17 protein-coding genes and 1 pseudogene are annotated in these 13,931 nt (G+C 60.7%); 14 read left to right on the top strand and 4 right to left on the bottom strand.

Features of this window, described 5'->3' with window-relative positions; genetic code table 11:
- Window positions 1-72 precede the first annotated feature (72 nt).
- The 12 genes from ABC728_RS04145 (at window position 73) to ABC728_RS04200 (ending at window position 9,838) form a co-directional block, all read left to right on the top strand.
- Entirely contained in the window at window positions 73-1,428 is a 1,356-nt protein-coding gene (locus tag ABC728_RS04145; RefSeq protein ID WP_416622163.1) for a nitrous oxide reductase family maturation protein NosD, read from the top strand.
- Window positions 1,425-2,348 (top strand): ABC transporter ATP-binding protein, encoded by a 924-nt coding sequence (locus ABC728_RS04150; RefSeq protein WP_416622162.1) that lies wholly within the window; start codon window positions 1,425-1,427, stop codon window positions 2,346-2,348. The genes ABC728_RS04145 and ABC728_RS04150 overlap by 4 nt, the downstream gene beginning before the upstream one ends.
- A complete protein-coding gene (locus ABC728_RS04155; RefSeq protein WP_416622161.1) occupies window positions 2,345-3,172 on the top strand; it encodes an ABC transporter permease in 828 nt (275 codons plus the stop codon). Before ABC728_RS04150 ends, ABC728_RS04155 begins: the two co-directional genes overlap by 4 nt.
- On the top strand, window positions 3,169-3,714 hold the full coding sequence (locus tag ABC728_RS04160; protein WP_416622160.1) for a nitrous oxide reductase accessory protein NosL: 546 nt from the start codon (window positions 3,169-3,171) through the stop codon (window positions 3,712-3,714). Before ABC728_RS04155 ends, ABC728_RS04160 begins: the two co-directional genes overlap by 4 nt.
- Window positions 3,704-4,657, top strand: coding sequence for an FAD:protein FMN transferase (locus tag ABC728_RS04165; RefSeq protein ID WP_445376276.1), 954 nt, complete (start codon window positions 3,704-3,706; stop codon window positions 4,655-4,657). The genes ABC728_RS04160 and ABC728_RS04165 overlap by 11 nt, the downstream gene beginning before the upstream one ends.
- Before the next feature lie 65 nt (window positions 4,658-4,722).
- Window positions 4,723-5,163 (top strand): pseudoazurin, encoded by a 441-nt coding sequence (locus ABC728_RS04170; RefSeq protein ID WP_416622158.1) that lies wholly within the window; start codon window positions 4,723-4,725, stop codon window positions 5,161-5,163.
- 281 nt (window positions 5,164-5,444) lie between these two features.
- Window positions 5,445-5,603, top strand: a complete 159-nt coding sequence (napE, locus tag ABC728_RS04175) for a periplasmic nitrate reductase, NapE protein (protein ID WP_416622157.1) — start codon at window positions 5,445-5,447, stop codon at window positions 5,601-5,603.
- A gap of 14 nt (window positions 5,604-5,617) precedes the next feature.
- A complete protein-coding gene (locus tag ABC728_RS04180) occupies window positions 5,618-5,908 on the top strand; it encodes a 4Fe-4S dicluster domain-containing protein (protein ID WP_416622156.1) in 291 nt (96 codons plus the stop codon).
- A complete protein-coding gene (locus ABC728_RS04185) occupies window positions 5,905-6,180 on the top strand; it encodes a chaperone NapD (RefSeq protein ID WP_416622155.1) in 276 nt (91 codons plus the stop codon). The genes ABC728_RS04180 and ABC728_RS04185 overlap by 4 nt, the downstream gene beginning before the upstream one ends.
- Window positions 6,171-8,672 carry a nitrate reductase catalytic subunit NapA gene (gene napA / locus ABC728_RS04190; RefSeq protein WP_416622154.1) on the top strand — a complete coding sequence of 834 codons (2,502 nt, stop codon included), beginning with the start codon at window positions 6,171-6,173 and terminating at the stop codon, window positions 8,670-8,672. Before ABC728_RS04185 ends, napA begins: the two co-directional genes overlap by 10 nt.
- 3 nt (window positions 8,673-8,675) lie before the next feature.
- Entirely contained in the window at window positions 8,676-9,209 is a 534-nt protein-coding gene (locus tag ABC728_RS04195) for a nitrate reductase cytochrome c-type subunit (RefSeq protein ID WP_416622153.1), read from the top strand.
- Complete coding sequence (locus ABC728_RS04200) at window positions 9,209-9,838, top strand: NapC/NirT family cytochrome c (protein ID WP_416622168.1); 630 nt, start codon at window positions 9,209-9,211, stop codon at window positions 9,836-9,838. The genes ABC728_RS04195 and ABC728_RS04200 overlap by 1 nt, the downstream gene beginning before the upstream one ends.
- Before the next feature lie 573 nt (window positions 9,839-10,411).
- Here the strand turns inward: ABC728_RS04200 and ABC728_RS04205 are convergent.
- Genes ABC728_RS04205 through ABC728_RS04215 form a run of 3 tightly spaced genes read right to left on the bottom strand, consistent with a single transcriptional unit; the run spans window position 10,412 to window position 11,720 of the window.
- The gene (locus ABC728_RS04205; RefSeq protein WP_416622152.1) at window positions 10,412-10,723 is read right to left on the bottom strand and encodes a DUF736 domain-containing protein; all 312 of its coding nucleotides are present in this window, start codon (window positions 10,721-10,723) and stop codon (window positions 10,412-10,414) included.
- Between the two features lie 34 nt (window positions 10,724-10,757).
- A complete protein-coding gene (locus tag ABC728_RS04210; RefSeq protein WP_416622151.1) occupies window positions 10,758-11,018 on the bottom strand; it encodes a DUF2274 domain-containing protein in 261 nt (86 codons plus the stop codon).
- A gap of 3 nt (window positions 11,019-11,021) precedes the next feature.
- Entirely contained in the window at window positions 11,022-11,720 is a 699-nt protein-coding gene (locus ABC728_RS04215; protein ID WP_416622150.1) for a TrbI/VirB10 family protein, read from the bottom strand.
- Window positions 11,721-11,923: 203 nt separating this feature from the next.
- On the opposite strand from ABC728_RS04215, the pseudogene ABC728_RS04220 reads away from it, so the two are divergent.
- Both ABC728_RS04220 and ABC728_RS04225 read left to right on the top strand, forming a co-directional pair.
- A pseudogene (locus ABC728_RS04220) lies at window positions 11,924-12,190 on the top strand (arsenic resistance protein); the annotation flags it as partial.
- Window positions 12,191-12,795: 605 nt separating this feature from the next.
- Window positions 12,796-13,098: a hypothetical protein gene (locus ABC728_RS04225; RefSeq protein WP_445376277.1), complete on the top strand. Its 303-nt coding sequence runs from the start codon at window positions 12,796-12,798 to the stop codon at window positions 13,096-13,098.
- An 11-nt stretch (window positions 13,099-13,109) separates the two neighbouring features.
- Here the strand turns inward: ABC728_RS04225 and ABC728_RS04230 are convergent, their stop codons facing one another.
- The gene (locus ABC728_RS04230) at window positions 13,110-13,931 is read right to left on the bottom strand and encodes an IS5 family transposase (protein WP_445376278.1); all 822 of its coding nucleotides are present in this window, start codon (window positions 13,929-13,931) and stop codon (window positions 13,110-13,112) included.

Genomic DNA, 13,931 nt, shown 5'->3' on the forward strand with positions numbered 1-13,931 from the left:
GCCTCGACGATACCGTTCCCGCCCGGGACATCGGGCGGGAACGGCCCACCCTAATCCCCGCAGGATCATCCCTTGTCCCCACGCATCCTCATCCTGGCAGCGGCATGTCTCTTTGCCGTCCCCGCACCTGCCGCCACCTTGGCAGTGAAACCGGGAGGACTGACCGCGGCCATGGCGCAGGCCCGGCCGGGTGACGTGCTGCGACTGCTGCCGGGCACCCATCCGGGGCCGGTACGGGTGGACCTGACCTTGACGCTGACGGCCGACCCGGGCGCCGTTATTGATGGCGGCGGTCAGGGCAACAGCCTGATCGTCACGGCCCCCAGGGTCGTCCTGCGCGGATTGGAAATCCGTAATTCCGGCAGCAGCCTGTTCGACCAGAACGCCGGAATCTTCCTGGACAAGGGAGCCACAGCAACCGTGGTGGAGGGTAACCATCTGGTCGGTAACCTGATCGGCATCTATGATTGGGGAGCAGCCGAGGTCGTTATCCGCGACAACCACATCATTGGCCGCAGCGACCTCCGCCTGTCCGAGCGCGGTAACGGCATCCAGCTCTGGAACGCGCCGGGCACGAGGGTAATTGGCAACCGAGTGGAGGGAGGGCGCGACGGCATCTTTGTCACCACCTCCCACCATAATCTGTTCCAGGACAACCGCTTTACCGGTGTCCGCTTCGCTATCCACTACATGTATACCAACGACAGCGAGGTCTCCGGCAATCTGTCGGAGGGCAACCATGTCGGCTACGCCATCATGTATTCGCAGCGCTTAACAGTGCGCGACAACATCTCCCGCCACGACCGGTTGCACGGACTACTGCTGAACTACACCAATGGTTCTCAGATCAGCGGTAACATCATTGACGGGCGGTTTCCCGAGCTTCGCACAGCGGCCGGGACCGAAGAGTCAGGCGATCGAGACATGCCGGCCGACGACCTGGATCCCACTGCCCCGCGTACTGGCACAGGCAAATGCGTCTTCATCTACAATGCCAACAAGAACCGGCTGACGGGTAACCGTTTCTCCGGCTGTGAGATCGGTGTGCATTTCACGGCGGGTTCGGAACGCAACATCATCGCCGGCAATGCCTTTGTCGCCAACCGTACCCAGGTGAAATATGTTGGCACCCGCGCGTTGGACTGGTCAGACGCTGGCCGGGGCAATTTCTGGAGTGACAATGCGGCCTTTGACCTGGATGGCGATGGCATTGCCGATGAACCCTATCGCCCCAACGATGTCGTAGACCGCATCATCTGGGCTCACCCGCAGGCCAAGCTGCTGCTGAACAGCCCCGGCATCCAGATGATCCGCTGGGCGCAGAAGCAGTTCCCGGCCCTGCATCCCGGCGGCGTAACCGACAGCGCCCCGCTGATGACCGATCCCGTTGCCCTTCCAGCCCCCACTAAGCAGGAGGCTTCTCCATGAACGACCAGCCAACCGTCGAGGCGCGCGGACTTGCCAAGCATTACGGGGGCAAGCGCGCCGTGCACAACCTGGACCTGACCTTGATACCCGGCGAATGCGTTGCCCTGGTCGGTCATAATGGCGCAGGCAAAAGCTCCCTGATCAAGCTGATGCTGGGGCTGACATACCGCGATGCCGGTCAATTATCTGTGCTGGGTCACGACCCAGCCGGGCGGGCTGCAGCCGGCATGCGCCGCCGGATCGGCTTCCTGCCGGAAAACGTGGCCCTGCATCCCGGCATGACGGGTCACGAATGCCTGGACTTCTATGCGCGGCTGAAAGGCGTGACGCCAGCCGGCAATGCAGCGCTGTTAGCCCGTGTCGGGCTGCCGGAGGCGGCATCTCGGCAGAGGATTTCTACATATTCCAAGGGCATGCGACAGCGTCTGGGCTTAGCCCAGGCACTGTTGGGTGACCCGCGCCTGCTGTTCCTTGACGAACCCACGACGGGTCTGGACCCGGCGCTGCGCCAAGGATTTTATGCCATCGTGCGGGAATTGCGTGATCAGGGCGTGACCATCCTGCTGTGTAGCCACGCCCTGACGGAGTTGGAAGGTCAGGCTGACCGGGTCGTGGTGATGAACCGGGGATGCAAGGTGGCGGAAGGCAGCCTGGATACGCTGCGCATGCTGGCCGATCTGCCCCAACGCCTGACCGTGACCCTGCAGACTGCCGAGGCTGCGACCCGGCTCTGTGCTCTTCATCGCCTAGCTCTACCGGTAGACGGCAGGCATCGCGTCAACATTCCCTGCGAGCGGTCGCGCAAGCTGGAACTGATCCGCACCCTGCTGGCATCGGATTCCGTAACCGACCTGGAACTGGTCCAGCCCAGCCTGGATGAGATTTACGCTCATTTCCTGTCCCGGGAGGACGCGGCTTGAGAACCATCCTGATCATCGCAGCCAAGGAAATCCGCGACGGCCTGCGCAACCGCTGGGTCGCGGCCACCACCCTTCTGATGGCAGCCCTGGCCGTGACACTCGCCTTTCTTGGCAGCGCTCCGACCGGCACGGTTGGTATTGGCCGGCTGGAGGTGACAATCGTCAGCCTGTCCAGCCTGACGATCTTCCTCCTGCCGCTGCTGGCCCTGCTGCTGTCCTTCGATGCCATTGTTGGGGAGATCGACCGCGGTACCATGTTGCTGTTGCTCAGCTATCCCGTGGCGCGCTGGCAGGCACTGCTGGGCAAATTCCTGGGCCATGTTGCCATCATCGCCTTCGCCACCATCATCGGTTATGGGATGGCGGGGTTGGTACTGCATCTGCTGGCACCGGACGGCGGAGAGCCCTGGGCTGCCTTCGCCGCGATGATCGGGTCCAGCGTGCTATTAGGGGCAGCGTTCGTTTCCATGGGTTATCTGGCCAGCACGCTTGTGCGTGACCGGGGCACCGCCGCCGGCATTGCCGTTGCCCTTTGGCTGTTGTTCGTGCTGCTGTACGACATGGGGCTGCTGGGGCTGCTGGTCGCAACCGGCGGCCAAGGGTTGGGTGAAGGATTGTTGAACACCCTTCTGTTGGCCAATCCCGCCGACGCCTACCGTCTATTCAATCTGACCGGCTTTGCCGACGTCGGTCGCCACGCTGGCATGGCCGGGCTGGCGGCACGGGCTACACTTGGCCCCCTGCCATTACTGGGTGCCCTGGCCGCCTGGACATTGGCGCCCCTGGCCCTTGCCGGCCTGGTGCTTTCACGGAGACAGATATGAAGTCCCAAATGCTTGCCGCCATGCTGCTCGGCATGGGGTTCCTGTCGGGGTGTGGCGCCGAACCGCCGCATGAGCCGCCAGTCGTTCCCGCCGCAATCACCGCCGACGCCGTTGGCCAATATTGCGGTATGAACCTGTCCGATCATCCCGGTCCCAAGGGTCAGGTGCATCTGCGTAGCCGGGGGACACCCGTCTGGCTGACATCGGTGCGTGACACTTTCGCCTTCCTGATGCTGCCGGATGAACCGAAGAATGTCCGCGCCGCCTTTGTATCCGACATGGGCGGTACCACCGGTCCGGATAAAGCCGACCCGACACGTTGGGTCGCCGTGCAGGAAGCTTGGTACGTCGCGGGGGCAGAGGCGCCGGCCGCCATGACGGGAGCGGAACTTTACCCCTTTTCCAAGGAAGCCGACGCCCGAGACTTCATCCATGTTTATGGCGGGCAGCTTCGCCGCTTCGCCGACATCCGGCCCGACGATGTACTCGGTGGCGATATGGAGACATCCTCTATTTCACAAGGAGGGTCAGATGCGCGCTGACCGCCGCCAATTCCTGACCATTGCCGCAGCCGCATCGGGAGCCGCCCTCCTGCCTTCCTCTCGCGTTCTGGCCGGGGACGGCATTCGCCGTTGGCAGGGCACGGCCCTGGGTGCCGATGCGAGCCTCCAACTCGTTGGTTTGAGTGAGCGCATGGCAGATCGACTGGTTGAACGTTGTCTGCAGGAAGTGACACGCCTGGAAAGGGCGCTCAGCCTCTTCCGTCCCGATAGCGCCCTTGTCCAACTGAACCACAAAGGCCGGCTTGACGCGCCGCCCGCCGATCTGGTGCGCGTAATGCAGGAGGCGGTAACCTACGGCCATCTGACAGATGGCGCCTTCGACATTACGACGCAGCCGCTGTGGACGTTGTACGCTGAACATTTCGCAACGAACGGTGCTGATGCTGCGGGACCACCGGTCTCTGCCGTGGCAGCGGTGCAGGCACTGATCGATTTCCGCGCCGTAGAGGTGGAACCGTCACGCATCACTTTCGCCAGACCAGGCATGGCCGTCACGTTGAACGGCATTGCCCAGGGCTATATCACCGATCGTATCGCCGAGCTGTTGTTGAATGAAGGGCTTAGCGACGTCCTGGTGGATATGGGGGAAGTCCGGGCCCTCGGCCGGCATCCCGCGGGCCGACCCTGGCGCGTATCGATACGACAGGTCAACAATGACGGCCCGTCATTGGATCTGACCGGCGCACTCGCCACTTCCGCCACCAACGGCACTTGCTTCGACCCCGGAGGGCGCTTCGGCCATATTCTCGATCCGCGAAGCGGCCGTCCCGCTCCCGGCCCACGCCAAGTCAGCGTGCGGGCCGGCACGGCCAGCCGTGCTGATGCATTGTCCACCGCGTTCCTCCTGATGCCGCCATCAGCCGCAGCAGGACTGGCCGGGCAGCTGGGTGGCATCACCCTGATCCCGCAAGCGGCTGTTTGACCGGCCGACTACCCCAATGGCCGTCAGCGGCGGCCGGTTTTCCTCCTGACCAAGGATGTTTTGACATGCGTCTGCTACTGCTTTTCCTGGCCTTCTTCGCCAACGCCCTCTCCCTGTCGGCGGCTTCGGCCGCCCAGCATGAGATCAAGGCCCTGAATAAGGGGACCGACGGCATGATGGTTTTCGAACCCGCGTTGATAAGGGCGGCTCCCGGCGACACCATCACATTTACCATTACGGACAAAGGACACAATGCGCAGGCCATCACCGGGTTGTTGCCGCCAGGAGCTGAGACCTTCGCTGGCGAGATCAACAAGAGCTACACAATCACCGTCAAGGCCCCCGGACTCTATGGCGTGGAATGCAAACCTCATTACCCCATGGGCATGGTAGCGCTGATTGTGGTCGGTGATGGCAAGGTCAACTTGGATGCAGTCAAAGCGGCCAAATTGCCCGGGAAGGCCAAGGAGCGCATGGGTAAGCTACTGACTGAGGCCGGATACTAACGACGCGGGCTGCGGCGGGTGGACATACCCGCCGCCCCACGCTCACTTCGCCATCGGCCAGAGAAAATACTCATTCTTGATTACTTTATCTGTCCATAATTGACTTTTATCAATTATGGACAATGAATTTATCAAATTTCAAATTAACTTAGAATCGTTATCAGATGATCTCTGCTCATATTTTCTGTATACATCATCATGGACTTGATCCAGATCAACGCTCGCCAGTCATTATTCGCCACATTGGTTTCCCAAGCAAACAATCTTGCTGGCAGGATGTCATGAGCGCCCTTCCCAAATCGGAAAGCAGAAGAATGGAATTTCTGACTTTCCTCTTCCTCGCCTTCGTACTGGTTCCCGTCCTCTCCATTGGCGTGGTCGGTGCCTACGGCTTTGCCGTCTGGATGTACCAGCTTGTCGCCGGCCCACCGGGCATATGAGGGAAGGCCACCTGATGGAACAATCTCTTTCCCGCCGCACGCTGTTCACCCGCGTGGCCTCTACCGCGCCGCAATCCGCCACGCGACTGGCCGTTATCGCTAGCACGTGTCTGGCGGAAAATGGTGCCTATTGCCGGACTTGTGCCGAAACCTGCCCGGAAGGGGCCATCCGCTTCCATCTGTTGCCGCGCGGGCGGGCGCGGGCAGATGTCGAGACCGACCGCTGCACCGGCTGTGGCGACTGCTTGGCCTCCTGTCCGGTTGACGCCGTCAAACTGACGGGCGAGGTGGAGCCATGTACGTGAGCGGTGAAAGCCATATTTCCAGCGTCATCGTCCACGCCCGCCCCGATACCGTGGCGGACCTGTCACGCCATCTGTTGGCGTTGAGTTGCGAAATCGTCCCCACCCAAGGGGACGCCAGTCGTCTGATCGTGCTGATCGAGCGTTCCAGCACCCGTGCCGTGGCCGAGGCTCTGGACGCCATCAATGCCCTGCCCGGTGTCTACAGCGCCTTGCCCGTCTACCACCATGCCGAACAAACGGCAGCCCTCGCGGAGCCGATGCCATGCCCCTGACCCGACGCGACTATCTGAAGGCCCAGGCGGCAGCGACCGCTGCGGCCACTGCCGGCCTGACCCTGCAGTCCGGTGCCACGCAATTGCCTGCAGGCCTGGATGCGAAGATGAAATGGTCCAAGGCCCCCTGTCGCTTCTGCGGCACAGGCTGTTCCGTCATGGTCGGCGTGAAGGATGGACAGATCGTTGCCACCCACGGCGATCAAAAGGCGGAGGTCAATCGCGGCCTGAACTGTGTGAAGGGCTATTTCCTGTCCAAGATCATCTATGGACGGGATCGGCTGACCACACCCCTGCTGCGGATGAAGAATGGTCGGTATGACAAGGATGGTGATTTCACCCCGGTCACTTGGGATCGGGCCTTCGATATCATGGCCGAGAAGTGGAAGGCCACGCTGAAAACCAAGGGGCCGGAAGCCATCGGCATGTTCGGTTCCGGTCAATGGACGGTGCATGAGGGGTATGCCGCATCCAAGCTGATGAAGGCTGGCTTCCGTTCCAATAATATCGACCCCAACGCACGCCATTGCATGGCATCCGCCGTCGGTGGCTTCATGCGCACCTTCGGTATCGACGAACCCATGGGCTGCTACGACGATATCGAAGCCGCCGATGCCTTCGTCCTGTGGGGCAGCAACATGGCGGAGATGCACCCCATCCTGTGGACCCGCGTCACCGATCGCCGCTTATCCAATCCGGACGTCAAGGTGGCCGTGCTGTCGACCTTCGAACACCGGTCGTTCGAGTTGGCGGACATCCCCATGGTGTTCACGCCGCAAACCGATCTTGCGATCCTGAATTATATTGCCAACCACATCATCCAGACCGGGCGGGTGAACCAAGAATTCGTGGATAAGCACACCTTGTTCGTGAAGGGCCGCACCGATATCGGGTACGGGCTGCGTCCCGACAATCCGCTGGAAATGGCGGCCAAGAACGCCGCCAAGGCCAATGAATCCGACCCGATCAGCTTCGCCGAATATGCGGCCTTCGTTGCCCCCTACACGCTGGAGAAGGTTGCGGCACAATCGGGCGTGCCGGCGGCCCGACTGAAGGCGCTGGCAGAACTTTACGCCGACCCGAAGATCAAGGTCACCAGCTTTTGGACCATGGGGTTCAATCAGCATACGCGCGGTGTCTGGGCGAACAACCTCGTCTACAACATCCACCTGTTGACCGGAAAGATCTCGGAGCCGGGTAACAGCCCCTTTTCCCTGACCGGCCAGCCCAGCGCCTGCGGCACTGCGCGTGAGGTGGGCACTTTCTCCCATCGTCTGCCGGCCGATATGGTGGTGACCAACCCCGAGCACCGTGCCCACGCCGAACATCTGTGGAAACTGCCGGAGGGCACCATCCCGGCGAAGCCCGGCTTCCACGCCGTCCTGCAAGATCGGATGCTGAAGGACGGCAAGTTGAACTGCTACTGGGTGCAGGTGAACAACAACATGCAGGCCGCTCCCAATTCCGGGAACGAGACCTGGCCCGGATACCGCAATCCGGATAATTTCATCGTCGTATCGGACGCCTATCCCACCGTCACCACCATGGCCGCTGATCTGGTCCTGCCCGCCGCCATGTGGGTTGAAAAGGAAGGGGCGTATGGCAATGCCGAACGCCGCACCCAGGTCTGGCATCAATTGGTGGACGCACCCGGCGACGCAAAGTCCGACCTCTGGCAATTGGTGGAATTCTCCAAACGGTTCAAGATGGAGGAAGTGTGGCCGGAGGAGTTGCTGGCGAAGGCACCGGAGTATCGCGGCAAGACGCTGTACGATATCCTCTACCGCAACGGGCAGGTCGACCAATTTCCCACAACCGAGTGCGATCCGGCCTATGAAAACCGGGAGGCCAAGGCGTTCGGCTTCTACCTTCAGAAGGGCCTGTTCGAGGAATATGCCAGCTTTGGCCGTGGACATGGCCATGATCTGGCTTCCTACGACACCTATCACCAAGAACGCGGCCTACGCTGGCCGGTGGTGAATGGTCAGGAAACGCGCTGGCGTTTTCGTGAAGGTAGCGATCCCTATGTACCGGCCGGCGAAGGCATCCGGTTCTATGGTTACAAGGATGGCAAAGCCCGTATCTTCGCCTTGCCCTACGAACCGCCGGCCGAAAGCCCGGATGCAGAATATCCGTTCTGGCTGAGTACGGGCCGTGTACTGGAACATTGGCATTCTGGCTCCATGACCCGCCGTGTGCCGGAACTGCACAAGGCGGTCCCGCAGGCCCTTTGCTATATGCATCCCGATGACGCCCAAGCATTGAAGGTGCGACGCGGACAGGAGGTGCTGGTGGCTTCCCGCCGAGGTGAGGTGCGGGTACGGGTGGAAACAAGGGGCCGCAACAAGCCGCCGCGCGGCCTGATATTTGTGCCCTGGTTCGATGCCGATGTGCTGATAAATCGGGTCACGCTGGATGCCACCGACCCGATCTCCAAACAGACCGATTTCAAGAAATGCGCCGTGCGCATCACACCGGTCAGGGAGGCCTGAGACATGAAAAAGCGCCAGCTCCCCTTAATCCTGGCCCTGTTGTCGGCCTTGCCTTTGCTGGCGATGCCGCTGGCCCGGCAGGCTCTGGCCACCGATCCCGTTCCCGCGGCAGCCACCACGCGCGATGTCAAGGCCAGCGGCCGTCCCGCTTTTTCCGGGGCCGATGGGTTGACCGTACAGGCGGCCCCCCCAATGCCCAAGGACGTGACAGATGATCAGCGCCGCCAACGCAATTATCCCGAACAACCACCGGTCATCCCGCATGCTGTCGTCGGTTATCAGTTGGACCTGCGCGCCAACAAATGCCTGACGTGCCACGCCCGTGAATTCACGGGCGACAGCCAGGCACCCATGATCTCCGTCACCCATTTCCAGGACCGCGATGGACAGGTCCTGGGTGCTGTTTCCACGCGCCGTTATTTCTGTCTGCAATGCCATGTGCCACAGACGGACGCGCAACCTCGCGTGGCCAATACCTTCCGCGACGTTGACAGCGTCATCCGTGGGAACGGTCCCCCAACCGGGGAGGGGAAATGATGGGTATCACTCGGCGCGTCCTGGGCTGGGCCAACATAGCCTGGGCAATCTTCAACCGCCCGGCCGGACATCTGGGTATCGGGTTCCTCACCATTGGCGGTTTCGTGGCCGGCGTGCTGTGGTGGGGCGGCTTCAACACCGCCCTGGAGATGACCAACAAGGAAGCTTTCTGCATCGGCTGCCACGAGATGCGGGAAAACCCCTATGCGGACCTGAAACAGACGATCCACTATTCCAATCGGTCCGGCGTGCGGGCAACCTGCCCCGACTGTCACGTCCCACATAACTGGACAGACAAGATTGCCCGCAAGATGCAGGCCTCCAAAGAGGTATGGGGTAAGGTTTTCGGTACGGTCGACACACCGGAAAAGTTCGAGGCCAAGCGCAAGGAACTGGCCTCCCATGAATGGGCACGGCTGAAGGCCAACAATTCGCTGGAATGCCGCAACTGCCACAGTGCGGATTCCATGGACATTACCCGCCAGGGCGCACGTGGAGCCGAAGCGCACCAGCGTTTCCTGTTCACGGGTCAAGCGACCTGCATCGATTGTCACAAGGGCATCGCCCACAGGCTTCCCGATATGACCGGCGTACCAATCTGGACGATGCCGAACGCCAGCCAAAAATGAAAACGGAAATATGAGACCGGTAGCATTTGTTTGATTTTCAGTAAATATTCTAATACGACTCCAAATTTAGATTTTGATTCTCTAAATATTACAGAATTCCATTCATCTGTTCGTGAGTTTTCATAAATACTCTACACCAATTAACGAATGCATGTTATGCAGGTCCATCTCGTCCGTGATCAGCCCTCAACAACAGGGTTCCGGCGCAGAGTCAGCTGGAACTGACTCCGTGTGGCTCCACCGGCTTTTTTGCATCATCGAATGAAACAGACGGTCAGATCGCAAAACTTGAGGGAATGGATGAAAGCTGAAGTCAGGTCGCAGTGCCGATCGGACAATGCAAACGCGGGACGGAGCGGCACTGGAAGCAGCTCATGAGCCATCCCTGCCCGCGATGTCAACCGCATGAGAGTGTGGCGCATGTGCCAGATCCAAACCATGGTGAGCATTCCGTCCCCCATGGTGCCAACAGGTTCATTCCATCCAGCCACGATTGACAGCAGCGCACATTTTAACGAATAACCAGCCTATCTCGAGTAGCTCCAAGCCCCCAAATAATCGAGCAACTTGCTGTCAGCGGCGATTCCATACAAGTTTCGCCGACATACCATCTTCACTCGGAAAGAGGGCGGCACTGAACGGACCAGCCAGCACCGGGTCATCGAAGCGGACTCGCAGATAGGAACGTGGTTCTTCCCCTGTGGTGATTGCTTCCCAGGCGTCACCGATGCGGTTGTAACCGATCAGCAGCCGGTAGGCAGGTGCATTCTCCTGGTCGCGGTTGTCGTTGGGAACTAAGCGAACCTTGGCGTTGATGGTCAGGGTCCGGATGACGCCCGTCCAGCCACCGTCCTTGGCCAGCTTGAAATGACCGATGATGCTCATGGCTCAGGCCTCTGTTGCGGTCACGGTGCCGGTATCACCTGCCTTCTGGTGCCCCCCGGCGGCGGGTGACTTCCTTGATGGGTGGCAGGTCTTCCTTGCGGGCATTGGCGTAGGCGCTGTCGCTGTTCAGGAAAGCGTCCAACATATAGGGAATCAGGTCAGCCACCGGCTCGTCCACGCCATAGGTTGCCCTATAAAGGGCGGCATAAGAAAGGAGCCGTTGGTGTAGATCCGGGCTCAGCGTGGCAGTCAGTTTCACGGGCGTGCGGTCGGGGAGCTTGGGCAGCTTCAGCATGGATCAGCCTCCTCGATAGGGGGAGAGGATCACGTCCCGCCACACGATGATGCGCAGCGGCCAGCCGGGCCGGACGGTCAAGGTGGGCTGGATGTCGAGGTTGCGCTCAACCAGGCGCTGGCCGGCGCGGTCGGCGTTCTGCTGCATGGATTCCCGGACGGCGCGGACCAGCTCGCTTTCCTGCTGCCCGAAGGTCAGTTCCGTGCCGACGCCCAGCAGGGTCGCCAGAACGATACCCTTCAGCAAGCGGCCGGTATGGAAATTCACCCGGTCGGCCAGACCCGACTGCCCCTCCGTGTCGCTGGCCGGCAGGTTGTCCAGTTGTAGCGACGAACCGTCGGGACGGATCAGCCGCTGCCAGACCAGCAGGGCACGCTCCTGCCCGAAGCTGACCCGGCTGTCATAGGTGCCGATGAGCCGGGAGCCCTGGGGGATCAGCAGGATTTGGCCGGTGACGCTGTCATGGATGTTTTCCGTCACCTGAGCCACGACCGTGCCCGGCAGGTCGGAATTCAGGCCCGTCACCAGCGCCGCAGCAATGACGCTGCCAGCCATGATCTGGTTGGGCGATACCGGCCGCTGCTCGGCGTATGGATTATAGATGCCGGCCGCGTCGGGACGGGCCAGGAAGTCCAGCTTGCGCTGCTGCGCATCCGGTTCGGCCATGGCAGCATCTGCGATGAAACTGGGGCCGGACAGCATCGCCGGATTCCGAGTTTCCGATGCGGACGGCACCGTTTCCGGCTCGCTGCGGAAGAACAGACCGGATTGTCGGGCCTGGTTCGCCTGAACCTGTTCCGGGCTCGGCTGATGCGATGGCTCCGTGGGCGGCCAGTCCGTTCCCGCACCGTGGCGTCGCTGGTGTTCCAGGATGGGGCGGCCCAGATCGCCCGGCAGCGGCGGTCCTGATCATGTTTCTGGTCAGCTTCGCCATGGGCCGGCTGATCGAAACGGACTATCCCAGGGCTACCGCCATGGCCTTCACGGCAGCGGGTAACAATTTCGAGCTGGCCATCGCGGTCGCCATCGCCGCCTTCGGGCTGGCATCCCCCGTGGCCTTCGCCGCCGTCATCGGGCCACTGGTCGAGGTGCCGGTGCTGATCCTGATGGTGCAGTTGGCGCTATGGCTAGGTCGGCGCTGGTATCCGGCCGCAGCACTGGCCAAGATGTGAACCATGTCCCGTCCGCGTACGCTGTCCGATCCGGATCACCGGCCGGCATTCAGAATTCGACGTCATGATCGGACCGCAGCGGTCACTTCGACGGACGCGCCATGCCTCACCCATGCACGCGGTGGGCTGATGGAACGGTTCGGTAAATTCTGTCGGGCCCTAAATTACTCCTGATCCGAGCCCGACCCAGTCAATGAGTAAAAATGAAAACCAAATTCATTGAATTACACCTGATCAATTCTTAAAATACTTCATTGCATATCATGTACACAACATACATGATGTAAATTCAGAAAATTCCCTATTGTCAATGCAAAAGTTAACACCGATTATGTTGTCGATCTTGCCCCCACATTCTCACACGCACATTTTGGCAGGACCGGAGATTAACTATGCTCCAAGGATGCCCTCCGCCTTTCAGCAACCCAGCAGTCCGATATCGGACGCTAGACAACCGGCTCGCAGCATTCACGCCCGCCGGGGAACTGGCACCGGCAACGATCAGCACCTATGAATCCGTGGCGCACCGCCTTCATGAACAAGCCCGGGCACTGGTACGCGCAGGCCAGGCTTGGGACCTTTGGGGGGCCTTACAAACGGTTGTCGTGGCAGGCAGCCAGTCGAAATCCACCTATTTCCAGCGCCGTGCAGCGCTCGCATGGCATGCAAGAACGGAGGGCCGTGCATTCCTTGTTAAGGCGGAACAACTTCTGCAGGTGGCGCATGCCCTTCGTAAAGGCACACACGAATATGCCGAGTTGCACGATGTGTTGGATCGCGCCGACGAGCAGATTTCAATCCTGGAATTCGTGCGAACCGTGCGGGAGACGGAGCATGGTTCCTTCGGACTGGTGCGCCCTGACCAGGGGTTTGTGAAAAGAAAGTCTAAGAGTTTGATTCGAAATTAATCTGAATTGCATCAATGCCTTGCGATACGCCTGACGAAGGTTTGTACGGAGGCGATGAAGATCCAGGCTGTTGCGGAAGCGATAGTCTGCTCGAAGTCTTTGGCCAAGCGTCGGTTTCGGTTGAGCCATGCCAGGGTGCGTTCGACGACCCAGCGTCGTGGCAAGACCTGGAAGCCTTGGGCTGTGTCGGATCGCTTGATGATGTCGATGGTCCATTTTCCAATGCGGCGCAACGCGTCTTTGAGCTTGTCCCCGGCATAGCCGCCATCGGCGAAGACGTGCCGCAGCCACGGGAAGGGTTTGACGATTTCGGCCAGCACCAGCGGTGCGCCATCACGATCCTGGATATCGGCGGTATGGATCACGGCATGGACGAGATTACCTTGGGTGTCGGTGAGGATATGGCGCTTACGCCCCTTTATCTTCTTGCCCGCGTCATATCCCCTCGGGCCGCCGGATTCCGTGGTTTTGACGCTCTGACTGTCGATCACGCCGGCGGTTGGGCTGGCATCACGGCCTTGTTGCTCGCGCATCGCCATCAGCAAGACATGGTTGACCGTGAGCCACAGACCATTGTCACGCCACAGGTAGAACCAGCGCCGCACCGTCGAGACCGGCGGGAAACAAGGTGGCAGCATCCGCCACGGCAGGCCGCCCCGAAGCAGATAAAGGATCGCCTCGACGATCCGGCGCAGCGGCCATTTGCGTGGCCTGCCTACGGCGGACGCAGCAGGCAGCAGCGGTTCCAACAAAGACCATTCCGCATCGGTCAAATCGCTTGGCAAAGCCAGGCCGTTGCGGGCATGAAGGGCGCGGGTGGTATCAGTCCACAT

The sequence above is a fragment of the Niveispirillum fermenti genome (assembly GCF_052474395.1).

Excerpts from the sequence above, each read along its gene's own strand:
- ABC728_RS04195 (WP_416622153.1), top strand. The coding sequence starts at position 8,676 with ATGAAAAAGCGCCAGCTCCCCTTAATCCTGGCCCTGTTGTCGGCCTTG.
- ABC728_RS04230 (WP_445376278.1), bottom strand. The coding sequence starts at position 13,931 with ATGTGGACTGATACCACCCGCGCCCTTCATGCCCGCAACGGCCTGGCT.
- ABC728_RS04150 (WP_416622162.1), top strand. The coding sequence starts at position 1,425 with ATGAACGACCAGCCAACCGTCGAGGCGCGCGGACTTGCCAAGCATTAC.
- ABC728_RS04205 (WP_416622152.1), bottom strand. The coding sequence starts at position 10,723 with ATGAGCATCATCGGTCATTTCAAGCTGGCCAAGGACGGTGGCTGGACG.
- ABC728_RS04200 (WP_416622168.1), top strand. The coding sequence starts at position 9,209 with ATGGGTATCACTCGGCGCGTCCTGGGCTGGGCCAACATAGCCTGGGCA.
- ABC728_RS04180 (WP_416622156.1), top strand. The coding sequence starts at position 5,618 with ATGGAACAATCTCTTTCCCGCCGCACGCTGTTCACCCGCGTGGCCTCT.
- ABC728_RS04165 (WP_445376276.1), top strand. The coding sequence starts at position 3,704 with ATGCGCGCTGACCGCCGCCAATTCCTGACCATTGCCGCAGCCGCATCG.
- ABC728_RS04160 (WP_416622160.1), top strand. The coding sequence starts at position 3,169 with ATGAAGTCCCAAATGCTTGCCGCCATGCTGCTCGGCATGGGGTTCCTG.
- ABC728_RS04215 (WP_416622150.1), bottom strand. The coding sequence starts at position 11,720 with ATGCTGTCCGGCCCCAGTTTCATCGCAGATGCTGCCATGGCCGAACCG.
- ABC728_RS04170 (WP_416622158.1), top strand. The coding sequence starts at position 4,723 with ATGCGTCTGCTACTGCTTTTCCTGGCCTTCTTCGCCAACGCCCTCTCC.
- napE (WP_416622157.1), top strand. The coding sequence starts at position 5,445 with ATGAGCGCCCTTCCCAAATCGGAAAGCAGAAGAATGGAATTTCTGACT.
- ABC728_RS04210 (WP_416622151.1), bottom strand. The coding sequence starts at position 11,018 with ATGCTGAAGCTGCCCAAGCTCCCCGACCGCACGCCCGTGAAACTGACT.
- napA (WP_416622154.1), top strand. The coding sequence starts at position 6,171 with ATGCCCCTGACCCGACGCGACTATCTGAAGGCCCAGGCGGCAGCGACC.